Origin of the sequence: Pseudomonas auratipiscis, from assembly GCF_036324085.1 — a bacterium.
Lineage (GTDB): Bacteria > Pseudomonadota > Gammaproteobacteria > Pseudomonadales > Pseudomonadaceae > Aquipseudomonas > Aquipseudomonas auratipiscis.
Window position 1 is genome coordinate 1 of record NZ_JAZDCU010000028.1, and the last position, 22695, is coordinate 22695.

General features: G+C 58.3%; 19 protein-coding genes, 2 tRNA genes and 1 riboswitch. Of the genes, 2 read left to right on the forward strand and 19 right to left on the reverse strand.

Annotated elements, in window-relative coordinates:
- Positions 1-2: 2 nt before the first annotated feature.
- The 5 genes from V0R60_RS25230 to alaS all read right to left on the reverse strand — a co-directional run bounded on the left by V0R60_RS25230 (position 3) and on the right by alaS (position 4660).
- A tRNA-Arg gene (locus V0R60_RS25230) sits at positions 3-76 on the reverse strand.
- Between the two features lie 108 nt (positions 77-184).
- Positions 185-275, reverse strand: a tRNA-Ser gene (locus V0R60_RS25235).
- A 72-nt stretch (positions 276-347) separates the two neighbouring features.
- Entirely contained in the window at positions 348-536 is a 189-nt protein-coding gene (csrA, locus tag V0R60_RS25240) for a carbon storage regulator CsrA (protein WP_002554426.1), read from the reverse strand.
- 181 nt (positions 537-717) lie between these two features.
- On the reverse strand, positions 718-1953 hold the full coding sequence (locus V0R60_RS25245; RefSeq protein ID WP_330080898.1) for an aspartate kinase: 1236 nt from the start codon (positions 1951-1953) through the stop codon (positions 718-720).
- Between the two features lie 88 nt (positions 1954-2041).
- Positions 2042-4660, reverse strand: coding sequence for an alanine--tRNA ligase (alaS, locus tag V0R60_RS25250; RefSeq protein ID WP_330080897.1), 2619 nt, complete (start codon positions 4658-4660; stop codon positions 2042-2044).
- 235 nt (positions 4661-4895) lie between these two features.
- Positions 4896-5047, forward strand: a riboswitch (FMN riboswitch).
- 93 nt (positions 5048-5140) lie between these two features.
- Between alaS and V0R60_RS25255 the strand changes: the two genes are divergently transcribed.
- On the forward strand, positions 5141-5647 hold the full coding sequence (locus tag V0R60_RS25255) for a 6,7-dimethyl-8-ribityllumazine synthase (RefSeq protein ID WP_136477567.1): 507 nt from the start codon (positions 5141-5143) through the stop codon (positions 5645-5647).
- Positions 5648-5712: 65 nt separating this feature from the next.
- Here the strand turns inward: V0R60_RS25255 and astE are convergent, their stop codons facing one another.
- From astE to acs, 13 genes are all read right to left on the reverse strand, one after another.
- Positions 5713-6720 (reverse strand): succinylglutamate desuccinylase, encoded by a 1008-nt coding sequence (gene astE / locus V0R60_RS25260; protein ID WP_136477568.1) that lies wholly within the window; start codon positions 6718-6720, stop codon positions 5713-5715.
- Positions 6721-6730: 10 nt separating this feature from the next.
- Positions 6731-7021, reverse strand: a complete 291-nt coding sequence (locus V0R60_RS25265) for a topoisomerase II (RefSeq protein WP_136477569.1) — start codon at positions 7019-7021, stop codon at positions 6731-6733.
- A 14-nt stretch (positions 7022-7035) separates the two neighbouring features.
- Positions 7036-8385: an N-succinylarginine dihydrolase gene (astB, locus tag V0R60_RS25270; protein WP_136477570.1), complete on the reverse strand. Its 1350-nt coding sequence runs from the start codon at positions 8383-8385 to the stop codon at positions 7036-7038.
- A gap of 24 nt (positions 8386-8409) precedes the next feature.
- Positions 8410-9876: a succinylglutamate-semialdehyde dehydrogenase gene (astD, locus tag V0R60_RS25275; RefSeq protein WP_330080900.1), complete on the reverse strand. Its 1467-nt coding sequence runs from the start codon at positions 9874-9876 to the stop codon at positions 8410-8412.
- Complete coding sequence (astA, locus tag V0R60_RS25280; protein ID WP_136477572.1) at positions 9873-10898, reverse strand: arginine N-succinyltransferase; 1026 nt, start codon at positions 10896-10898, stop codon at positions 9873-9875. Before astA ends, astD begins: the two co-directional genes overlap by 4 nt.
- 74 nt (positions 10899-10972) lie before the next feature.
- The gene (gene aruF / locus V0R60_RS25285; RefSeq protein WP_136477573.1) at positions 10973-11992 is read right to left on the reverse strand and encodes an arginine/ornithine succinyltransferase subunit alpha; all 1020 of its coding nucleotides are present in this window, start codon (positions 11990-11992) and stop codon (positions 10973-10975) included.
- 131 nt (positions 11993-12123) lie between these two features.
- Positions 12124-13344 (reverse strand): aspartate aminotransferase family protein, encoded by a 1221-nt coding sequence (locus tag V0R60_RS25290; RefSeq protein ID WP_136477574.1) that lies wholly within the window; start codon positions 13342-13344, stop codon positions 12124-12126.
- A 279-nt stretch (positions 13345-13623) separates the two neighbouring features.
- Positions 13624-14604: a transcriptional regulator ArgR gene (gene argR / locus V0R60_RS25295; protein ID WP_136477575.1), complete on the reverse strand. Its 981-nt coding sequence runs from the start codon at positions 14602-14604 to the stop codon at positions 13624-13626.
- Between the two features lie 98 nt (positions 14605-14702).
- Positions 14703-15467: an ABC transporter ATP-binding protein gene (locus tag V0R60_RS25300; protein ID WP_136477576.1), complete on the reverse strand. Its 765-nt coding sequence runs from the start codon at positions 15465-15467 to the stop codon at positions 14703-14705.
- Positions 15468-15533: 66 nt separating this feature from the next.
- Complete coding sequence (locus V0R60_RS25305; protein WP_330080896.1) at positions 15534-16232, reverse strand: ABC transporter permease; 699 nt, start codon at positions 16230-16232, stop codon at positions 15534-15536.
- On the reverse strand, positions 16229-16918 hold the full coding sequence (locus tag V0R60_RS25310; RefSeq protein ID WP_136477578.1) for an ABC transporter permease: 690 nt from the start codon (positions 16916-16918) through the stop codon (positions 16229-16231). Before V0R60_RS25310 ends, V0R60_RS25305 begins: the two co-directional genes overlap by 4 nt.
- A gap of 90 nt (positions 16919-17008) precedes the next feature.
- The gene (locus tag V0R60_RS25315; protein WP_136477579.1) at positions 17009-17794 is read right to left on the reverse strand and encodes an ABC transporter substrate-binding protein; all 786 of its coding nucleotides are present in this window, start codon (positions 17792-17794) and stop codon (positions 17009-17011) included.
- 515 nt (positions 17795-18309) lie between these two features.
- On the reverse strand, positions 18310-20271 hold the full coding sequence (gene acs, locus V0R60_RS25320; protein WP_136477580.1) for an acetate--CoA ligase: 1962 nt from the start codon (positions 20269-20271) through the stop codon (positions 18310-18312).
- Positions 20272-20677: 406 nt separating this feature from the next.
- Here acs and V0R60_RS25325 point away from each other — a divergent pair, with 406 nt between their 5' ends.
- A complete protein-coding gene (locus tag V0R60_RS25325) occupies positions 20678-20938 on the forward strand; it encodes a DUF2790 domain-containing protein (RefSeq protein ID WP_203475779.1) in 261 nt (86 codons plus the stop codon).
- Between the two features lie 121 nt (positions 20939-21059).
- Here the strand turns inward: V0R60_RS25325 and V0R60_RS25330 are convergent, their stop codons facing one another.
- Positions 21060-22619 (reverse strand): sigma-54-dependent transcriptional regulator, encoded by a 1560-nt coding sequence (locus V0R60_RS25330; RefSeq protein ID WP_330080895.1) that lies wholly within the window; start codon positions 22617-22619, stop codon positions 21060-21062.
- Between the last annotated feature and the right edge of the window lie 76 nt (positions 22620-22695).

The following is a 22695-nucleotide window of genomic DNA, read 5'->3' on the forward strand; positions in this document are numbered from 1 at the left end:
GGTGCACTCAGGAGGATTCGAACCTCCGACCGCTCGGTTCGTAGCCGAGTACTCTATCCAGCTGAGCTATGAGTGCATTTGTTACCGCGCATTATAGGCCGCTAAATCTTTTTGCCAACCACTTTTTCGTTTAATTTCAACGACTTACGCGATTCAGGCAGATTACAGCGTCCCACATGAATAATGGCGGAGAAGGGGGGATTCGAACCCCCGATACCCTTGTGAGGTATACTCCCTTAGCAGGGGAGCGCCTTCGGCCACTCGGCCACCTCTCCGCAACACGGGGCGTATAATAACCAGAGCCTTCCCCGTTTGCAAACTCTTTTTTGAAAAAAAATCGATAAAAATTAATGGCTTGGTTCTTCGTCCTTCTCTTTCTTGATCCGCAGGTAGATTTCCTCGCGGTGAACGGCCACTTCTTTAGGCGCATTCACACCAATTCGAACCTGGTTTCCTTTGACGCCGAGCACGGTCACGGTGATTTCGCCGTCGCCAATGATTAGGCTCTCGGCGCACCGACGAGTCAGAATCAGCATATCTTTCTCCTCACGAAGTTCAGTTCAGGGATAACAGTCTGCAAAAAAGGGCTTGAGCCTTTAGCCCGTGACGGCCAACGACCTACGCCTAAGTATTGACCAGTGCGAGCAAAACAACAGATTTCTCACACCCGCCAGAAACGCGAAGGGCGCGGCTAAGCCGCGCCCTTGAGGCATTGCCTTACTCACCCTGTCGGGCGGGGGCGTCCAGTTCGAATGCGGTGTGCAGCGCGCGCACCGCCAGTTCCAGGTACTTCTCTTCGATCACCACCGAGACTTTGATCTCCGAGGTAGAGATCATCTGGATGTTGATGCTTTCTTTAGCCAGTGCTTCGAACATACGGCTAGCGACACCTGCGTGGGAGCGCATGCCGACACCCACGATCGAAACCTTGGCAATGTTGGTATCACCTACAACTTCACGTGCGTTGAGCTCCTGGGCAGTAGTTGCCAGAACCTTGTGCGCCTTGTCGTAGTCATTGCGATGCACGGTGAAGGTGAAGTCGGTGGTGTTATCGTGCGAAACGTTCTGCACGATCATGTCGACTTCGATGTTCGCGGCACTGATTGGGCCGAGGATCTTGAAAGCAACGCCCGGGGTATCCGGTACGCCGCGAATGGTCAGCTTGGCCTCATCGCGATTGAAGGCGATGCCGGAAATGATCGGCTGTTCCATGGATTCCTCTTCATCAATAGTAATGAGGGTACCCGGACCCTCCTGGAAGCTGTGCAGTACGCGCAGCGGAACGCTGTACTTGCCGGCGAACTCGACGGCACGGATCTGCAGCACCTTGGAACCGAGGCTGGCCATCTCCAGCATCTCTTCGAAGGTAATCTTGTCCAGGCGCTGAGCCTGGGACACCACACGTGGATCAGTGGTGTAGACCCCATCTACATCGGTGTAGATCTGGCACTCGTCAGCCTTCAGTGCTGCCGCCAGGGCTACACCGGTGGTGTCGGAACCGCCGCGCCCGAGGGTGGTGATGTTGCCTTGCTCGTCGACGCCCTGGAATCCTGCAACCACAACCACCTTGCCGGCCTTGAGGTCACAACGAATTTTCTGATCGTCGATCTGCAGGATGCGCGCCTTATTGTGCGCGCTATCGGTGAGGATGCGTACCTGGTTACCGGTGTATGACACCGCAGGAACCCCACGCTTCATCAATGCCATGGCCAGCAGGGCAATTGTTACCTGCTCGCCAGTGGAGACGATCACATCCAGTTCACGTGGAACTGGCTGATCACTGATCTGCTTGGCCAAGTCGATCAGGCGATTGGTTTCGCCACTCATCGCCGACAACACGACCACCAGGTCATCGCCGGCCTCGCGGAATTTCTTGACCTTGTCGGCAACCTGTTCGATTCGCTCGACCGTGCCGACCGAAGTGCCGCCAAATTTCTGTACGATCAACGCCATTTCAAAGCCGCCTCAGCCCATGAAGGGCACCCAATAAACATTCAAACGACACAACGGCCCGCCACTAGACGACGGGCCGAACAGTGCCTTAAACGCCCTGCTCCACGAATGGCACGGTCAGGGCCAGCGCGCTGTCCAGCGCTGCGGTGTCAACGCCACCGCCTTGCGCCATATCTGGACGACCGCCACCCTTGCCGCCCACGGCGGCAGCGGCTTGCTTCATCAAATCACCGGCTTTGAGTTGGCCAGTCAGGTCTTTGGTCACGCCTGCAACCAGTACAACCTTTTCCTCATGGACACTGCCGAGCAGGATCACTGCGCGGCCGAGTTTGTTCTTCAGTTGATCGACCAGCGCCAGCAGCGCCTTGCCGTCCTGACCATCCAGGCGCGCGGCCAGGACCTTGACGCCCTTGACATCGACAGCCGAATTGGAAAGGTCGTCGCCCGCAGCACTGGCAGCCTTGGCCTGCAGTTGCTCCAGTTGTTTTTCCAACTGACGGTTGCGCTCCAGCACTGCCGAGAGCTTGTCGATCAAATTGTCGCGACTGCCCTTGACCAGTTGCGCAGCTTCCTTGAGTTGCTCTTCGGCAGCATTGAGGTAAGCCAGTGCGGCTTCGCCAGTGACCGCTTCGATACGGCGCACACCGGAAGCAACACCTCCTTCGCTGATGATCTTGAGCAGGCCGATATCGCCGGTGCGCTTGGCATGGATACCGCCACACAGCTCGACGGAGAAGTCGCCACCCATGCTCAGTACACGCACGCTATCGCCATACTTCTCACCGAACAGCGCCATGGCACCCTTCTGTTTGGCGGTGTCAATATCGGTCTCTTCGGTTTGCACCTCGGAGTTCTTGCGCACTTCGCGGTTGACGATGTCTTCCAGGGCCTTGAGCTGCTCTGGCTTGACGGCCTCGAAGTGGCTGAAGTCAAAACGCAGGCGCTGGCTATCAACCAGCGAGCCTTTCTGCTGTACATGATCACCCAGCACCTGGCGCAGCGCCGCATGCAGCAAGTGAGTAGCGGAGTGGTTCAGCGAGGTGGCGTGCTGCACGTCGGCATCGACCGTGGCCTGGACCTTGGAGCCGACCACCAGCGTACCGCTGGCTACCTGGCCATGATGCAGGAATGCGCCACCCGTCTTGGTAGTGTCGCGCACATCGAAGCGCATGTTGCCAGCCTGCAGGTAGCCGGTGTCACCCACCTGGCCGCCGGACTCGGCATAAAACGGCGTGCGATCGAGGATCACAACGCCCTGCTCGCCCTCACCCAGTTGCTCGACGACTTTGCCGTCCTTATAAATAGCAACGATGTTCGCCTCGCCTTCAGTGGCGCTATAGCCAATGAACTCGGTCGGTACGTCGACTTTGACCAGGGTGTTGTAGTCCAGGCCGAAGGCGCTGGCGGAACGCGCGCGCTCACGCTGCGCTTCCATTTCCCGCTCGAAACCTTCTTCGTCGATGGTCAGCTCGCGCTCACGCGCGATGTCGGCAGTCAGGTCCATCGGGAAACCGTAGGTGTCGTAGAGTTTGAACACCACATCACCCGGAACTACGCTGCCCTTGAGTTCGGCCAGGTCCTGCTCGAGGATTTTCAGGCCCTGCTCCAGGGTCTTGGCGAACTGCTCTTCTTCAGCCTTGAGCACACGCTCGATGTTGGCTTGCTGCTGCTTGAGTTCCGGGAAGGCTTCGCCCATTTCGGTCGCCAGGGCTGCAACGATCTTGTAGAAGAAGCTGCCGGTGGCACCCAGCTTGTTACCGTGACGGCAAGCGCGGCGAATGATGCGACGCAGCACATAGCCACGTCCTTCGTTCGATGGCAGCACGCCATCGGCGATCAGGAAACCGCAGGAGCGAATGTGGTCGGAGACTACCTTGAGCGACGACTGCTCTTCGTTCTTGCAGCCAATGGCAGCAGCAGAAGCATCGAGCAGACTGCGGAACAAGTCGATTTCATAGTTCGAGTGCACGTGCTGCATCACCGCACTGATACGCTCCAGGCCCATGCCGGTATCTACCGAAGGTGCTGGCAGCGGGTGCAGTACGCCATCGGCAGTACGGTTGAACTGCATGAATACGTTGTTCCAGATCTCGATGTAGCGGTCACCGTCTTCTTCCGGCGAGCCAGGCGGGCCACCCCAGATGTCCGCGCCGTGGTCGTAGAAGATCTCGGTGCAAGGACCGCACGGGCCGGTATCACCCATGGTCCAGAAGTTGTCGGACGCGTACGGTGCGCCTTTGTTGTCGCCAATGCGCACCATGCGCTCGACTGGCACACCAATTTCCTTGGTCCAGATGTCGTATGCCTCATCGTCGCTGGCATACACGGTCACCCAGAGTTTTTCCTCTGGCAGGCCAAGCACCTTGGTCAGGAAGGTCCAGGCATAGGTGATTGCGTCTTTTTTGAAGTAGTCACCGAAGCTGAAGTTACCCAGCATTTCGAAGAACGTATGGTGACGCGCGGTGTAGCCGACGTTTTCCAGGTCGCTGTTCTTGCCGCCCGCGCGCACGCACTTCTGGCTGCTGGTCGCGCGGGTATAGGCGCGCTTTTCCTGGCCAAGGAAGCAATCCTTGAACTGGTTCATCCCCGCGTTGGTGAACAGCAGGGTCGGGTCGTTGCCCGGAATCAAGGAGCTGGAGGCAACTCGGGTGTGTCCCTGCTCTTCGAAGAAGCGAAGGAAGGCTTCACGGATTTCTGCGCTTTTCATAGGTTCTTCCACGGAAACGGCGGCCTGCGTCAAATTGACGAAACGACGGCAAAGGGCCGCATTATATCGGGCCTTAGGCCTGGGTGCAGTGTGTTTATGCTATAGAAACCGTCAATTGGACTGCTTGCAACGGTTTCCTCGATGAAATGGCATTCATCCGACAAAAAAATCGTTAGCAGCCTATACGTTCAAGTGGCGAATGTGCTAATAATTCGCTGCCGCCGACGACCGGTGGCAACGTTCTCAGGGCGGGGTGCAATTCCCCACCGGCGGTAATTGCGCGCAATGCGCATAGCCCGCGAGCGCTTGCAGGTTTGCCTGCAAGGTCAGCAGACCCGGTGTGATTCCGGGGCCGACGGTCATAGTCCGGATGAAGAGAGAACGGGATAGGCACCGCCGTGCCTGTCGCTGCGCACCTGCGTGGCGAAGTCCCTTTCGATCCAGATGCCCTGTTTCTCATACAAACAGGAGTCCGTTTCAATGCAACCTACCGCAATTGATAGCAAAAACCCTTCCCACGAGCGGATCGCGTTTATCCAAGCCTGCTGGCACAAGGATATTGTCGATCAGGCACGCAAAGCGTTCGTCGAGGAAATGCTCGTTTTGGGCTATCAGGCCAGTGACATCGACTTTTTTGAAGTCGGTGGCGCCTTCGAAATTCCCCTGCACGCCAAACTGCTGGCGCGTACCGGCCGCTATGCCGGCATCGTTGCCGCCGGTCTGGTCGTCGATGGAGGTCTGTATCGCCATGAATTCGTGGCCCAGGCGGTGATCAGCGGCCTGATGCAGGTGCAACTGGAAACTGAAGTACCGGTGTTTTCCGCGGTACTCACCCCGCATCACTTTCACGCAGGCGATGAGCATCAGAACTTCTACTTCGAGCACTTCCTGGTCAAAGGCGCCGAGGCAGCGAAGACCTGCGCCGACACCCTGCAGAAGCTGCGCGCTGTACGTCGCATCGAAGCGCCGCAAAAACGCGTAGGTTGATTGGCAGTGGCCGAGGTGGGAGCAACGCTTCTACCTTGGCCAACTGAGAACCGACAGGGTTTTACTCAGGCCAACTGATCGGGCGTAGTCGGCACCACTAGAATCCCCGCGCGCAATCCATTCTTGACCTTGGGGTTGGGGAAGATGATGCGAGCGCCCTCCTCCTCCACAATCCAGCGCGTATTGGCCAAGTCTTCGGCCAGCAAGTAGCCCTTGGACAGTTCCGAGAAGTTCTCGATATCCGCCGGCAGGTGCAGGTGGAAGCTGTCACTGTGCTTGATGATTTCGCGCGCTACGCTGAACAATTGCAAGCCATCCAGTGCTTCTGGCGCTTCAGGCTCGTTGCCTTCGATGATTTGCTTGAGGCGGGTTTCCAGTCGGTCGAGGTTGACCTGCTCGTTCTGCCCAAAGGGACGCGCTTTGCCGAGTTCCAGGGTAAAGGCTTCTGCACCCAGCTGCTCATAGGTGTATGCGGTAAAGGTCACTGAAGCCTTGCTCTGCAACAGCACGGCCTCCATGCCGGCTGCACGCAAGCGTGCCAACTCGCGACGCGAATGCTGACGACCGTCCTTGTAGGGGTACAAAGCGAACTGCTCGATTTTCGAACCACGAATGGCTGTATGCAGATCGTAGTGCAGCCGGACACGCTCGGGCACACCGAAAAAGACCGCCGCCAAACGCTCTAGCTCACAAGCGCGCAGCGCTTCCGAACCACTGGAAAGCTCGTGCCGACCATTGAACAGGCGATTGACGTCCTGCTCGATGTAACGCTCGCCTTTACGGATTGCCTCGGGGTTGCCAAACAGAAACAGAATTCTGGCCCGCGGCTTGATTTCACCGCCGGCAATGCCGTGGAGCAGATCGTCGAGCAGCTCGATCGGCGCAGTTTCATTGCCATGGATGCCCGCCGAGAGCAGCAGGTCCATACCATTGTCACGAGCCTCTGGGGGACGCACCTCAAGCGCGCCCTCTCCGAGCCAGCGCATACGCACGCCGTCGACAGTCAGCTGGGTCTTCTCTGCCGGTTCACGACCGGCAAGGGTCAGTTCGAGCAGTTTGCCGAGGGCGAGCATGGGCTTTTCCTTAGTGATGGTGGCCGCAATCAGGACCATGGACGTGATCTTCATCGTCGCCGGCATCTGCCGGTTCCATTTCCAGCTGCAGGCTTACCAGGTTGGTAGCCAACGGACGCAGCAGCAGGTTGGCGTACTCTTCGTCGTCTTCTTCGACGTCGACGCCGATCAGCAACTGACCACGGCCATCCTGCTGGATCCATACCTCCTTGCCTTGCCAGACCACCGCAAAGCGGGTGCAGGAAGTTTCCAGCTGGGTGCCATCTTCATCTTCAAGGATCAGTCGCAGGGCGTCGGACATAGTCGAGTTCTCTATCAAGGTTGGAGTTGGAACGGATAAACCGAACCCAGCTTCAGGATCTGGGTCAGTTCGTCCAGCGCAGCTCGACACTCCAGCAACAACTGCGGATCCGCCAGGTCGGTTTCAACCAGGCGGTCGCGGTAGTGCTTGTCGACCCACTGGGTCAGGGTGTCGTACAACGAAGGCGTCATGATAACCCCTGGATTGACCGCTGCCAGTTCAGTTTCTTTCAGCGCTACGCGCAAACGCAGGCAAGCCGGACCTCCGCCGTTTTGCATGCTCTGCTTGAGGTCGAAAACCTTGACCTCGCCAACCGGACCAGCCTGGCTGGTCAAACTCGCCAGGTAAGCCCAGACCCGCTCATTGTTGCGGCATTCTTCAGGCACGATGAGCAGCATCGAACCGTCGGCGCGGGACAACAGCTGACTGTTGAACAGGTACGAACGCACTGCATCCTCTACCGTCACAGCCGAGCGTGGCACGCAGATCGCCTTGAAGTTGCCACCCCGTTTAGCCAGTTTAGCCTGCAGTTGGCCAAGCATCGCCTCGGTCTCGAGGAAGGCGTCTTCGTGGTAGAAAAGCACCTCACCGTTGCCCACCGCGATCACGTCATTATGGAACACGCCCTGATCGATAACCGCAGGATTCTGCTGGCCGAAAACCACACCGTCCTCACTCAGGCCATGCAAGCGGGCGACCGCCTGGGATGCTTCGAGGGTCTGGCGCGCCGGGTATTTCTGCGGTGCTGGATAGCGGTTGTCAAAAGCACTGCGACCGTAGACGAAGAACTCCACGCCGGCTTCGCCGTAGCTGCGGCAGAAACGAGTATGGTTGGCAGCACCTTCATCACCGAACTGAGCCACTGCAGGCAGCGCGGCATGGTGAGCGAAGTGTTTGCTGTCAGCGAACATCGCCCCAAGTACACGACTGGTGGTCGGGTGTTCGATGCTGCGGTGATATTTGCAATTGAGGTTGGCGGCGGTGAAATGGACGCGACCATCGGCCGTATCGGCACTTGGACTTACAGTGGCGGCGTTGGCGACCCACATGCTCGAAGCCGAGCAACTGGCAACCAGCAACGGCATCGCTTCTTTCGCGGCGCGCTGGATGACTTCTGCATCACTACCAGAGAACCCCAGGCGACGCAGGGCAGCAACGTCCGGGCGCTCCTGCGGAGCAAGAACACCTTGCTGGAAGCCCATTTCCATCAGCGCCTTCATCTTCGCCAGGCCCTGGAGTGCAGCTTCGCGCGGGTTGGAGCCCTGCTGGCTGTTGCTTTGCGAGGCAACGTTACCGTAAGACAACCCGCCGTAGTTATGCGTCGGTCCCACCAGACCATCAAAGTTCACTTCAAACGATTTCATCGGCAAGGCTCCGTGGACCTTTTGTTATAGGGAGACGCCTGGCGTCAGCGTGGCAGGCAGGGTCAGGCTGGCGGTCTCCAGCGAGGCTACCGGGTATGCGCAGTAATCGGCCGCATAGTAAGCACTGGCGCGATGGTTGCCGCTGGCTCCCACGCCACCAAAAGGCGCGCTGCTGGCGGCGCCGGTCAGTTGTTTGTTCCAGTTGACGATGCCGGCACGGCTTTGCAGCCAGAAGTACTGGTAGCGCGCGTGAGAATCGGACAGCAGACCTGCAGCAAGGCCGTACTGGGTAGTGTTGGCCTCGGCAATTGCCGCATCGAAGTCGCTGTAGCGGATCACCTGCAGCAACGGCCCGAAAAACTCTTCGTCAGGGCGATCTGCAACCGCGGTGACATCGACGATACCCGGTGTCAGCAAGGCCGCCGATGCTTGTGGTTGAGTCATTTCCAGCAGCGACACACCACCGTTGCCCAGCAACTGCGCCTGGGCGTCGAGCAGCGCCTTGGCTGCAGCGAGTGAGATCACCGAGCCCATGAACGGCGCTGGCTGTTGATCGAAAGCGCCAACAGTGATGTTTTTGCACACCTCGACCAGACGCCTGATCAGCGAGTCACCCCACGCACCTTGCGGCACCAGCAGACGGCGAGCACAGGTACAGCGCTGACCTGCCGAGATGAAGGCCGACTGGATAATGGTGTAGACCGCAGCATCCAGGTCTTTGACCTCGTCCACCACCAGCGGGTTGTTGCCGCCCATCTCCAGCGCCAGAATCTTGTCCGGGCGGCCGGCGAATTGTTGATGCAGCAGGTTGCCGGTGCGACTGGAGCCGGTGAAGAACAACCCGTCGATACCCGAATTGGCAGCTAGGGCGACACCCGTTTCCCGGGCACCCTGAACAAGGTTCAAGACCCCCGCTGGCAGGCCGGCTTCGATCCAGCACTTGACCGTCAACTCGGCGACTTTCGGGGTCAGCTCACTGGGCTTGAACACCACGGTATTACCGGCCAGCAGCGCCGGAACGATATGGCCGTTAGGCAAGTGACCGGGAAAGTTGTAGGGGCCGAACACCGCCACCACACCATGGGGTTTGTGCCGCAGCACGGCGGTAGCATCGGCCAGCGGCCCACTTTTTTCACCGGTACGTTCGCGGTAGCTCTGCACCGAGATCGCAACTTTGTTGACCATGCTGGTCACTTCGGTAGCGGACTCCCAGAGTGGCTTGCCGGTTTCTTCACCGATGCAGCGCGCCAACTCATCGGCACTGGCCTTGAGTGCTGCGGCAAACGCTTCCAGCACACTGATACGTGCCTCCAGCGACTGCAACGCCCAGCCGTTGAACGCCTTGCGAGCGGCTTTGACGGCGCTGTCGACTTGTTCGGCGCTGGCCCCTTGCCCTTCCCAGACGACCTTCTGGCTGACCGGATCCAGTGATTGCAGCGCTTCACCCTGCCCTGCCTGCCAGTTACCGGCGATAAAGTGAGTCGTCATTATTTGGCCTCCCGGGCAGCAGACAGTGGCACGGCACGCACCTGGTCACCGGCACTCAGGCGCAAGCGTTTCGCGGTCAATGGATCGACCACCAGAGTGCCGGCCGCGAGGCGCGCTGGCGCCGCAGTAATGCGGCACTCTTCGCGCTTACGGTTATGAATGAGGAAAGGGGTGGCATCGTCGCCCGGCGTCCCTACCGCCAGTACCAGCGCCTGACTGTCCTGCACCGCACGGATCTTGCTGGTTTCGCACTCCACGGCAGGGCCTGCGTCGAAGATGTCGACATACCCCTGATAACTGAAACCTTCGCTTTTGAGCATAGCCAGCGCCGGCTCAGTGTCAGTGTGCACACGACCGATCACGCCACGTGCGTCTTCGGAAAGAAAGCAGGTGTACAGCGGGAACTTGGGCATCAACTCGGCGATGAATGCCTTGTTACCAACACCGGTAAGGTAATCGGCCTGGCTGAATTCCATCTTGAAAAAGTGGCGCCCCAGGCTCTCCCAGAATGGTGAACGTCCCTGCGCATCGGACATACCGCGCATCTCGGCGATAATCTTGTTGCCAAACAACTCGGCAAACTCGGCGATAAACACCATGCGTGCCTTGGCCAGCAGGCGACCGTTGAGGCCCGTGCGATAGTCACTGCGCAAGAACAACGAGCACAGTTCGGAGTTGCCGGTCAGGTCGTTGGCCAGGAACAGCGTCGGGATTTCCCGATAAATGTTCAGTTCTTGAGAAGCGCTGACAGTCAGGCCGACCCGGTAGTTGTACCAAGGCTCCCGCAAGCCGACAGCACCGGCAATTGCGGAAATGCCGACAACCTCACCTTCGTCGTTTTCCAGTACGAACAGGTAGTCCGCATCGCCGCGCTCAGCCTCGCCACGGAAGGTCTTCTCAGCCCAACTGACCCGGTGCGCCAGGCGCTCCTCATTGGCCGGCAAGGTAGTCAGGCCAGTGCCTGTGCTGCGCGCCAATTCGATCAGCGCCGGTAAATCGCTGCTGCATACGGGACGAACGATCATGCTATCTCCTCGGGCGGCGACCTGTGGCCACCGCGAAACTCGATCTGGGGTGCTCGGCTATCAAGCCGCAGGGGTCAAACCGCAACCAGGCGCACACTGGCGCCTTCACCGACGCCCAGGGCTTCGGCTGCTTCAAGACTCAAGGTGACCGGCTTGCCGGGCACCCAATCGAGCTCCAGCAATACGGCGCGGTAGTCCTGCAGTTGGCCGTTGCAGACCAGATAGGGACGCCCGCCCTTGACCTCCGTGCTATCGAGCTTGACCGGCACAACCCGGCTCTGGGCTATCGAACGGATGCTCGAGACCCGCGCATGCAATGTCGGACCGCCATCGAAGATGTCGATGTAGTGATCCGTCTCGAAGCCTTCACGCATCAGGATGTCGAAGGTGATCTGCGCACGTGGATGCACCTGGCCCATGGCCTCTTGCGCGGCATCGGGCAGCAGCGGTACGTAAATCGGGTAATGCGGCATCAGCTCGGCCAGAAAGGTCCGGCTTTTCAGGCCGCACAAGCGCTCGGCCTCGGCATAGTTGAGGTCAAAGAAGTTACGCCCGATGGCATCCCAGAATGGCGAATCACCGTTTTCGTCGCTGTAGCCCACGATTTCGGTCACCACCGAATCGGCGAAGCGCTCCGGGTGCGCGGCCATGAACAGCAGGCGGCCACGGGAGTTGAGCTCCGACCAGCCCGTACCGACCAGTTCCGGCAATACATAAAAGCTGGTGAGCAGGCTATTGCCTGTCAGGTCGTGACATTGCGAGAGCACATGAATCTTGTTGTGGATCTTCAGCTCACGCGAGGCGTGTACAAAGGTTTCATTACGGAAGCTGTAGAACGGCTCGGAATAGCCCGCCGACGCCACAATCGCCGAGCAGCCGACCAGCTTACCGGTAATGCTGTCTTCAAGGACAAAGAAATAGCTCTCTTCGCCGTTGAAACTGACCTCGGCAGCGAAGGAGGTCTCTGAAGCGGCAATCTTGTCGCTCAAACGACCGGCATCATCTGGCAAGGACGTGACACCAATGGGGCTGTCCGCTGCCAGACGCTGTACTTCGCCTAGATCAGCCACTTGCGCGGGGCGCATCACCAGCATGGTGTCACTCCTTTCGGGAAAACAGGCCAGCCATCGCCAGCACAGAAAAAAACAGCAGGTACCCTTGGGCACGTGCTCTGGAATTCGGATTCACCGGCCCCGAAGGACCGATGAACATACCTGGGCGTCAATCAAGCCTGGGTCAGTTTTGCTGCAGCACGCTCGAAACGGTCCAGACCTTCGTCGATGTCGGCATCTTCGACCACCAGGCTTGGGGCGAAACGCACAACATCCGGGCCTGCCTGCAGGACCATCAAGCCTTCTTGCTCGGCAGCGTTGAAAATATCCTTGGCCTTGCCTTTCCAGGCATCGGACAGCACGCAGCCAATCAACAGCCCCATGCCACGAACCTGGGTGAACAGCCCGTACTTCTCACCAATCTGCTCCAGGCGAGCCTTGAATTTCTGGTGTTTGGCCTTGACCCCAGCCAGCACCTCAGGGGTGTTGACCACGTCCATCACCGCATTGGCTACTGCGCAGGCCAGCGGGTTGCCACCGTAGGTGGTGCCGTGGGTGCCGACGGTCAGGTGCTTGGCCAAAGCTTCGGTGGTCAGCATGGCGCCGATCGGGAAACCGCCGCCCAGGCTCTTGGCGCTGGACAGGATGTCTGGTGTGACCCCGTAGTGCATATAGGCGAACAATTCACCGGTACGGCCAACGCCGGTTTGCACTTCGTCGAAGATCAGCAGCGCGTTGTGCTTATCGCACAGCGCACGCGCGCCTTCCAGGTAGGCCTGGTCAGCAGGGACCACACCGCTCTCGCCCTGGATCGGCTCGATCACGACGGCGCAGGTCTTGTCGGAAATTTGTGCCTTGAGGGCTTCCAGATCGTTGTATGGCACATGGCTGATGCCGGTGATCTTCGGACCGAAACCGTCGGAATACTTCGGCTGGCCACCCACGCTCACGGTGAACAGGGTACGACCATGGAAACTGTTAACGGTCGCAATGATCTCGTGCTTGTCCGGACCGAAACGGTCATGGGCCACGCGACGGGCCAGCTTGAAGGCAGCCTCGTTGGCTTCAGCGCCGGAGTTGCAGAAGAACGCGCGCTCAGCGAACGTGGCATCGACCAGCTTATGGGCCAACTGCAAGGCCGGCTCATTGGTAAACACGTTGGACACATGCCACAGCTTATTAGCCTGCTCGGTCAGCGCGCTGACCAGCGCCGGATGAGCATGTCCCAGAACGTTAACGGCAATCCCGCCGGCGAAGTCGATCAGCTCGCGGCCCGACTGATCCCAGACTCGGGAGCCCGCACCACGAACGGGGATGAAAGCCGCCGGTGCATAATTGGGAACCATTACCTGGTCGAAATCGGCGCGTTGCACCGGAGCTTGCTCAACGGACATCGGAGTCTCCTGAAGAGGAACGCCTGCCTGGAACTGGCGAGCGATGGGGGGATTGTAAGGACAGATTGGCGCGCTACCTTGTCGCCAAGCGACAACTTCTTATAGCGCCAAACCCTGTTTTACCAAGGCTTTCGGCAATGCGACAAATAGGGTCGCAAAGGCGCAGTTTAAACGGTGCGAGGGACGGGTGGGAGATTCTGTTCGGATGGATCAATCGCAGGCCCCTACCCTGTCCGGCCAGACCGAAATCCGGGCCTGCACCGCGAGGCGATTAAAACGTTAACCGCGTTCGGCAGGCACCGAGGACAGCTCGAAAGGACTGCTGCTTCGTCGCTGGTTACGGTCTTCACGTGGCGTTGCGCCAAAGAAGTTGCGATAAGCACTGGAGAAATGCGGGCCTGAGGAAAAACCACAGGACAAACCAATCTGGATGATCGACTTACTGGTCTGCATCAACATCTGTCGCGCCTTGTTCAGGCGCAACTCCAGGTAATACTGGCTGGGTACGCGATTGAGGTATTGCTTGAAGATGCGCTCCAACTGACGCCGCGACACGCACACGTGCTGGGCAATTTCGTCCGTGGTCAACGGCTCTTCGATGTTGGCCTCCATCAGCAACACCGCCTGGGTCAGCTTCGGGTGACTCGAGCCCAGGCGATTCTGCAATGGAATGCGCTGGCGCTCACCGCCCTCGCGAATCCGCTCGACCACCAACTCTTCAGACACCGCACCCGCAAGTTCAGCACCATGGTCGCGAGCCAGCACTGCCAACAGCAAGTCGATAACCGACATCCCGCCACATGCCGTCAGGCGATCACGATCCCAATCGAACAGGTGACTGGTGGCAATGACCTTGGGAAAGCGCTCAGCAAAATCATCCTGCCACCGCCAGTGCACCGCTGCACGGTAGCCATCGAGCAAGCCCAATTGCGCCAACGGATAAACCCCGGCCGACAGCCCGCCGACAACACAACCGGCACGGGCCAACTGCTTGAGAGCGCTGGCCAGCCCAGAGGCCACCGCTGCAGGTGGCTCATCCGCCAGCAAAAACAGTTTCTGGCAACCTTCCAGGCGCCCGACCCAAGGCTCGCCAGGCAGACGCCAGGCACCTTCAACGGCGGGTTCGGCCTGCAGGAACGACAACTCGTAGACCACCTCTGGATGCACCCGCTGAGCAACCCGTAAAACCTCTTCGGCCAGCGCCAGGGTCAGGGCTTTGGTGCTTGGCCAGATGAGAAAACCGATTCGCTGGGTGGTCATTGGGTGCGGTCCGAAACCTGAGAAAGGTCAAGAAGATAAAGCCCGGTCAGGCTGCGATCAGTTCGCAGCATGACCCATTTTGGTGCAAAACAGCAATCTTACTTCAGGCTGCCTGACAGGAATTGCTGCAGGCGCTCTGATTGCGGATTGACCAGCACTTCGCGCGGGTTACCGGCTTCCTCCACCAGGCCTTTGTGCAGGAACACCAACTGGTTCGACACTTCGCGGGCAAAGCCCATTTCGTGGGTGACGACCACCATGGTCCGGCCTTCCTGGGCCAGAGACTGCATGACCTTGAGCACATCACCGACCAACTCGGGGTCAAGCGCCGACGTAGGTTCGTCGAACAGCATGACCTCCGGCTCCATCGCCAGCGCACGGGCAATCGCCACACGCTGCTGCTCGCCGCCGGACATATGCCCAGGGTAGGCATCCTTGCGATGCGACACACCGACCTTGGCCAGGTAATGCTCGGCTTTTTCCAAGGCATCCTTTTTCGACATACCGAGCACGTGAACCGGTGCCTCGATGATGTTTTCCAAGGCGGTCATGTGCGACCACAGATTGAAATGCTGAAATACCATCGAAAGGCGCGAACGCATGCGCTGCAACTGCTTGGGATCGGCCGCCTTCAGTGCGCCGTCCTTGTTGGCCACCAACTTGAGTTCTTCGTTGTTGAGCAGGATCTTGCCCGCATGCGGCTGCTCAAGCAGGTTGATGCAACGCAAGAAAGTACTTTTGCCCGAACCACTGGAGCCGATGATGCTGATCACGTCGCCCGCCTTTGCGGCCAGGGACACGCCCTTGAGCACTTCGTGACTGCCATAGCGTTTATGCAGGTCTTGGACTTGAAGTTTGTACATGCTGTCGGTTCTCACAAAGCTGTCAGTCTTGAGCTAACGCCCAGGGCAAAAAAGTTACCGCAGGCCTTAGCCCTTGCGCGGCGCCAGGTAGCCAAGCCAGCGGCGTTCAGCCAACTTGAACAGGCGTACCAGAATGAACGTCAGGCACAGATAGAACACGCCGGCAGTGATGTAGGCTTCGAACGGCAGGTAATACTGGGCATTGACCGTGCGCGCTGCGCCAGTGATGTCAATCAAGGTAACAATCGACGCCAGACTGGTGGTTTGCAGCATCATGATCACTTCGTTGCTGTACTGCGGCAGAGCCCGGCGCAATGCCGAAGGCAGCAGGATGCGACGGTACATCTTGATCCGCGACATACCCATGGCCTTGGCCGCCTCAATCTCGCCATGCGGCGTAGCCCTGAGGCTGCCAGCAATGATTTCCGCGGTGTAGGCACTGGTATTGATGGCAAAGGCCAGGCAAGCACAGAAGGTTGCGCTGGACAGCCACGGCCACAGGAAGCTATCACGCACGGCCTCGAACTGAGCCAGCCCGTAATAGATCAGGAACAACTGCACCAGCATCGGCGTGCCGCGAATCACATAGGTGTAGAGCCAGGCAGTCAGGTTGACCAGCGGCTGTTTGGAAACGCGCATCAGCCCCAATGGGATTGCTGTCAGCAAACCGAAGAACAGCGACAGCGCCAGCAACTTGAGGGTCGTCAGCAAACCACCCAGATACAGGGGCATCGCTTCCCAGATGACGTTGTAGTCGAAAATCATAGATCAGCCGCCTTTACGCCAACCGAGTAGCGCTTCTCGAGGTAACGCAGGGCCAGCAGCGAGACACTGGTGATCACCAGGTAAAGGGCTGCGACCGCCAAGTAGAAGGTGAAAGGTTCACGCGTGGCATCCGCGGCCTGCTTGGCCTTGAACATCATATCCTGCAGACCGACGACGGAAATCAGAGCCGTAGCCTTGGTCAGAACCAACCAATTGTTGGTGAAACCTGGAATGGCCAGACGGATCATCTGCGGCACCATGACCCTGAAGAACACCTGCAGACTGCTCATGCCATAAGCCACGCCAGCCTCGGCCTGCCCTTTGGGAATGGCCATGAAAGCACCGCGAAATGTCTCGGAAAGATAGGCACCAAAAATAAAGCCCAGGGTGCCGACACCCGCTACCAGCGGATTGAGATCAATGTAGTCGTCGTAACCGAACAACGGCGCGACGCGATTGAGCAGGTCCTGACCGCCGTAGAAAATCAGCAGAATCAGTACCAGGTCGGGAATCCCGCGAATTACCGTGGAATACAAGTCGCCCAGCCACGCCAGCCAGCGCACTGGCGACAGACGCAGGGATACACCGATAAGGCCGAGTACAATGGCAAGGGCCATAGACGACAAGGCAAGCTGCAGCGTAAGCCACACGCCGTCGAGGATAACTGCCCCGTAGCCTTTCAACATGATGAGGTCCTCGACCTTTGGGATGAAAAAATGGTGCAAACCTCAGAGTCTCTGCTGCTTGCACCATTACACAGGTGACACGTCGACGATTTACTTGGCTTCAGGGCCGTAGATGTCGAAGTTGAAGTACTTGTCCTGGATCTGCTTGTACTTGCCATTGGCGCGGATACCGGCGATGGCCGCGTTGATACGATCCAGATTGGCCTTGTCGCCCTTACGTACGGCAATGCCGACGCCGTCGCCGAAGTACTTCACGTCGGTGAAGGACGGACCAACGAAGGCATAGCCCTTGCCAGCGTCAGTCTTCAGGAAGCCATCTTCCAGCAGCGTAGCATCGGCCACGGTGCCATCCAGACGACCCGCCGCTACGTCCAGATAAATTTCGTTCTGAGTGCCGTATGGAACGATGGTGGCGCCTTGCGGAGCCAGGACTTCTTTGGCGAAGCGATCGTGGATCGAGCCACGCTGCACACCAATTTTCTTGCCCTTGAGCTCGGACAGATTGTCGCTGACGGTGGTGCCTTCCTTCATCACCAGGCGTGCCGGGGTCAGGTAGTACTTACCGGTGAAGTCCACGGACTTCTTGCGGTCTTCCGTGATAGACATGGACGAGAGAATGGCGTCGATCTTGCGCACTTTAAGTGCTGGGATCAGGCCGTCGAATTCTTGCTCGACCCAGGTACACTTGACCTTCATCTCTTCGCACAAGGCGTTGCCGATGTCGTAGTCGAAGCCAACGATGCTGCCATCAGGCGCTTTCGAGGCGAACGGTGGGTAAGCGGCCTCGATACCGATTTTCAGCGGTTTCTCATCAGCCAGCGATGCCAGGGAAAACACGGACAGCGCCAGTGCGCCAAGCAGTGCGAGTTTCTTCATCTGGAACTCCATCGGTAAAGGGCAACACCGGGCAGCGGTAACAACTGCCCAATTTGCGAATGGGTACAACGCGAGCTGCGCAGGGTCGACGAAACGTCTGACACACCACGAGCGAGTGATCGGCATTTTAGCGACAGCTCCGAAGCCGATGTTTCCTCAATGCGACAACTAGTTATAGAAGCGCAGGAACCAAGGGGCGGAGATATTGACAGCTTTCGCAGAATATGCAAAAGCAAAAGACAAATAACCAATCAACGAAGCAATAAGCGGGCCTATTATTGGCAAAGCCTTCTAATCCGGCAAGTGTAGCCTTTCAGCGGGCTCGATTTGTCGTCGTGATTGCACCGAAATGGGTTTCCGATGTTTCCCTTCGCCCCGTTACCGGGCGGGACAGGTGACAGATTGGTTACCGATGATTGTCGGAGTAACAGAAAGCACAAAGCCCCGCAGACACTGCCTGACGGGGCTTTGTGGAGCATGGTCAGGCTCGGAAGAGAACCTGCACCGCGATACCTTTAGGCCGAGACCCTGCTCATATCCTTGTGGGTATCGATCAGTTGCTGAACCACACCCGGGTCGGCCAGCGTCGAGATATCACCCAGGCCATCGTACTCCGCCGTGGCGATCTTACGCAGAATACGGCGCATGATCTTGCCCGAGCGGGTCTTCGGCAGCCCAGGCGCCCACTGAATGACATCCGGCGAAGCAATCGGGCCAATTTCCTTGCGCACCCAATTCTTCAGCTCCAGGCGCAACGCCTCACTCGGCTCTTCGCCACCATTGAGGGTCACGTACACATAGATACCCTGCCCCTTGATGTCGTGCGGCACGCCAACCACTGCAGCCTCAGCCACTTTCGAGTGGGCAACCATGGCACTTTCGATCTCGGCGGTACCCATGCGGTGGCCCGATACGTTGAGCACGTCATCGACACGGCCGGTGATCCAGTAGTAACCGTCTTCATCACGGCGAGCGCCGTCTCCCGTGAAGTACATGCCACGGAATGTCTTGAAGTAGGTGTCGACGAAGCGATCGTGGTCACCGTACAGCGAACGCGACTGACCCGGCCAAGAGTCAAGAATCACCAGATTGCCTTCGGCAGCGCCATCGATCAGGTTACCGAGGTTGTCCACAAGGGCCGGGACCACACCAAAGAATGGACGGGTCGCCGAACCGGGCTTGAGTGCGGTGGCACCCGGCAATGGGCTGATCAACACACCGCCAGTCTCGGTCTGCCACCAGGTATCAACAATCGGGCAACGCTCCTTGCCAACCGTCTGGTAGTACCAGTTCCAGGCTTCCGGGTTGATCGGCTCACCCACCGAACCGAGCAGACGCAGGCTTGAACCATCGGCGCCATCAACAGCAGCCTGACCTTCAGCCATCATTGCGCGGATAGCGGTTGGAGCGGTGTAGAGAATATTGACCTTGTGCTTGTCGATGATCTTCGACACACGGGTGATATCCGGATAATTCGGCACACCTTCGAACAGTACCGTGGTAGCACCATTGGCCAGTGGACCATAGACGATGTAGCTATGGCCGGTGACCCAACCCACGTCGGCGGTGCACCAGTAGACTTCACCCGGACGGTAGTCGAATACCCGCTCGTGTGTCAGTGCCGCGTAGACCATGTAGCCGCCAGTGGTGTGCAGCACTCCTTTGGGCTTACCGGTAGAACCAGAGGTGTAAAGGATGAACAGCGCTTCTTCGGCGCCCATCTCTTTAGGCGCACAGTGGCTGGAGGCGACCTTCATCAGGTCTTCGTACCAGATATCACGATGCTGGTGCCAGGCAATGTCACCACCGGTGCGCTTGCACACGATGATCTTCTGCACGCTGGCGGTTTCCGGGTTGGTCAAGGCCAGGTCGACATTGGCCTTCAGCGGCGTACGACGACCACCACGCAGACCTTCGTCGGCGGTGATCACCACTTTGGATTTGCAGTCGATAATGCGACCGGCCAACGCTTCTGGCGAGAAGCCACCGAAAACCACCGAGTGAATGGCGCCGATGCGCGCGCACGCCAGCATCGCCACTACCGCCTCTGGAATCATCGGCATATAGATGGTGACCACGTCACCACGGTGCACATCCTGGCCACGCAGGGCGTTGGCGAACTTGCACACTTCTTCGTGCAGCTCACGGTAGGTGATGTTGCGGTGCTCGGAAGGATCGTCACCTTCCCAGATTATTGCGAGCTGATCGCCACGCTCGGCAAGGTGGCGATCCAGACAGTTGTAGGAGACGTTGAGAGTGCCGTCGGCAAACCATTTGATATCGACATGGTGATCGTCGAAGGAAGTTTGCTTGACCTTGGTGAAGGGCTTGATCCAGTCCAGGCGCTGGGCCTGCTCACGCCAGAAGCCGTCCGGGTTGATAACCGACTGCTGGTACATGGCCTTGTAGGTCGCCTCATCAGTCAGGGTATTGGCCGCAACCTCGGGACGAACGGGATACAGGGGAGCCGCACTCATCTTTATCTACCTCGGTGTAATAGTTGTTTTTGTATGACCTCGTTGTAACTGTACCAGACCTGACTGGCCATTCGACGTTGGTAGTACCGCCAGGACCTTTTGCATCCACGCAATCGGCCGCAGGCTCAAGACCGGGCCTCGGCACATATGAAAATAATTCCAAAAACTGTCAATGGCCTGATTGTTACAGTTTTCGCCAACAGTGTTTATCAAAACGCCATCTGTTTAACGGCCATGGCCCCACCTAAAATTCACCTCGCCAGCAACGGCATCGAGATTAACTTCTTGTTACAGCCCCCACGAAGGCCGTTAATCCCGAGACAACCCAGATAGTTGAACTTTAGTTGTACACGCGACGCCACAAGCGTCGCGCACCCTCTTACGACCTTAGACAGGTAAAATGAAAATGAAAGCTTTACTGGCATTGGTACTCGGCAGTGTTTGCACCGCGGCAATCGCCGACGAAGTTGCAAACGGTGGCGCTGAGCAGATTCCGGTTGAACAGTACAGTTACTCGCAGCACCTGGACATCGCCAAAGTTATCTCCATGAGCGAAGTCCCCAACGTCTGCGAAGTGGTTCCAGCGCGTATGACCTATGAGGACTCGCAGGGCCAAAGACATATTCTCGAGTACCGCGTAATGGGCAACGGCTGCTCGAATGGATAATCAGTAGTTACTGCTCGCCGCGCCTTGATCGCTTCGGACCGAGGCGCGCGGTTGAAGTTAACGTGCTCTTAATAATTACCGCGTACTACCCCTTCCCAAACAACCTCGCAACTAATCGCGTTTAATCTACCGACTTGCCAACACCATGTTCGCGCAATTTGTTGGCTATCGTTGTATGAGAAACGCCGAGCCGCTTACCCAAAGCCCGACTGCTGGTGAACTCGCCCATCAACTGTTCGAGCACTGCCTTTTCAAACCGTCCGACAATATCCCCCAAACTTCCCTCCAGGGAAAACTCGCCCAACGGCTGGCGCGTACCATAGTCTGGCAAGCGGATGTGTTCGCTCTTGACCACCCCGCCGTCACACAACGACACCGCCTGAAACAGAACGTTTTCCAACTGGCGCACGTTACCCGGCCAGTGATACTGACTCAGACGCTCCATGGCTGCCGGCGCCAGGCGCGGCAACGAACACCCAATCTGCCGACTCGCCTGGTCGAGGAAATGCTCGACCAGAGGTGGCAAGCCATCAAGGCACTCACGCAACGGCGGAATATGCAGGGAGAGCACGTTCAATCGATGGTAAAGGTCCTGGCGAAACTCACCCCGTGCGCATAGCTCCGACAGATCGACCTGGGTTGCACAAATCACCCGCACATCCAAGTAAACCTCTTCGTCACTGCCAACCCGGCGAAAGCAGCCATCCTGCAGGAAACGCAGCAACTTGACCTGCAGCCGCGGGCTCATTTCACCTACGCCATCGAGGAACAGCGTGCCGCCTGCGGTCAGCTCCAGCAGGCCTAACTTGCCTTCGGCACGCGCCCCTTCGAATGCGCCTGGACCGTAACCGAACAGTTCGGTTTCGGCCATCGACTCAGGCAGGCCTGCACAATTGAGCGCCATCAATGGCGCCTGCCCCCGTGGACTGGCCAGGTGACAGGCGCGCGCCAGCAGCTCTTTGCCGGTGCCAGTTTCGCCTTCGATCAGCAGTGGCGCATCCAGCGGTGCCATGCGTCGCGCCTCACGCACCACAGCAGCCATCACCCGTGAACTTTGGAAAATGCTGTCGAAACCGCGCAACTCCTGCTTGCGAACATTGTAGATACGCTCACCGATGCGATCCGCCCGATGCAAGGTCAACACCGCTCCCGCCAGCGCCTCACTGTCATCGTGCTCGGACTGCAACGGTGCAATGTCTGCGAGGAACACGTCACCCTTGACCTTCACACGCAAACCGTTGATACGCGACTTGTTGGCACGCACCAACTCAGGGAGATCAAAATCCTCGGCGTAACGCGACAACGGAATGCCCGGGACTTCATCCACCCTCACCCCGAGCAACTGTGCCGCTGCACGGTTGGCGGCGACGATGGAGCCGCCCATATCGATCGACAGCACGGGGAAATCCAACGCACCGAGCAACGCATTGAGCTCCATGTGCCGCCGCTCGCTTGGCATCAGCCCTACGCGCTTGACCCCGAACACACCGGTAATCGACTCGAATTTGGGTCGCAGGGCCTGGAACTGCAGGTTGATCAGGTTCGGGCAATGCAGATAGATGGCATTGCCATGCTCGCCCCCTACCTCGCCACGAGCGACGTTGATTCCGTACTCCACCAGCAGGTTGAGAATGTCGCGCAGAATGCCGATGCGGTTCTGGCAATGCACTTTGATACGCATGAAATGTCCTAGAGATAAGTCCGGGGCGAGCCTGGCGCAGCTAGCCGGCCCACTTATTTACGCACCCAGAAGAATT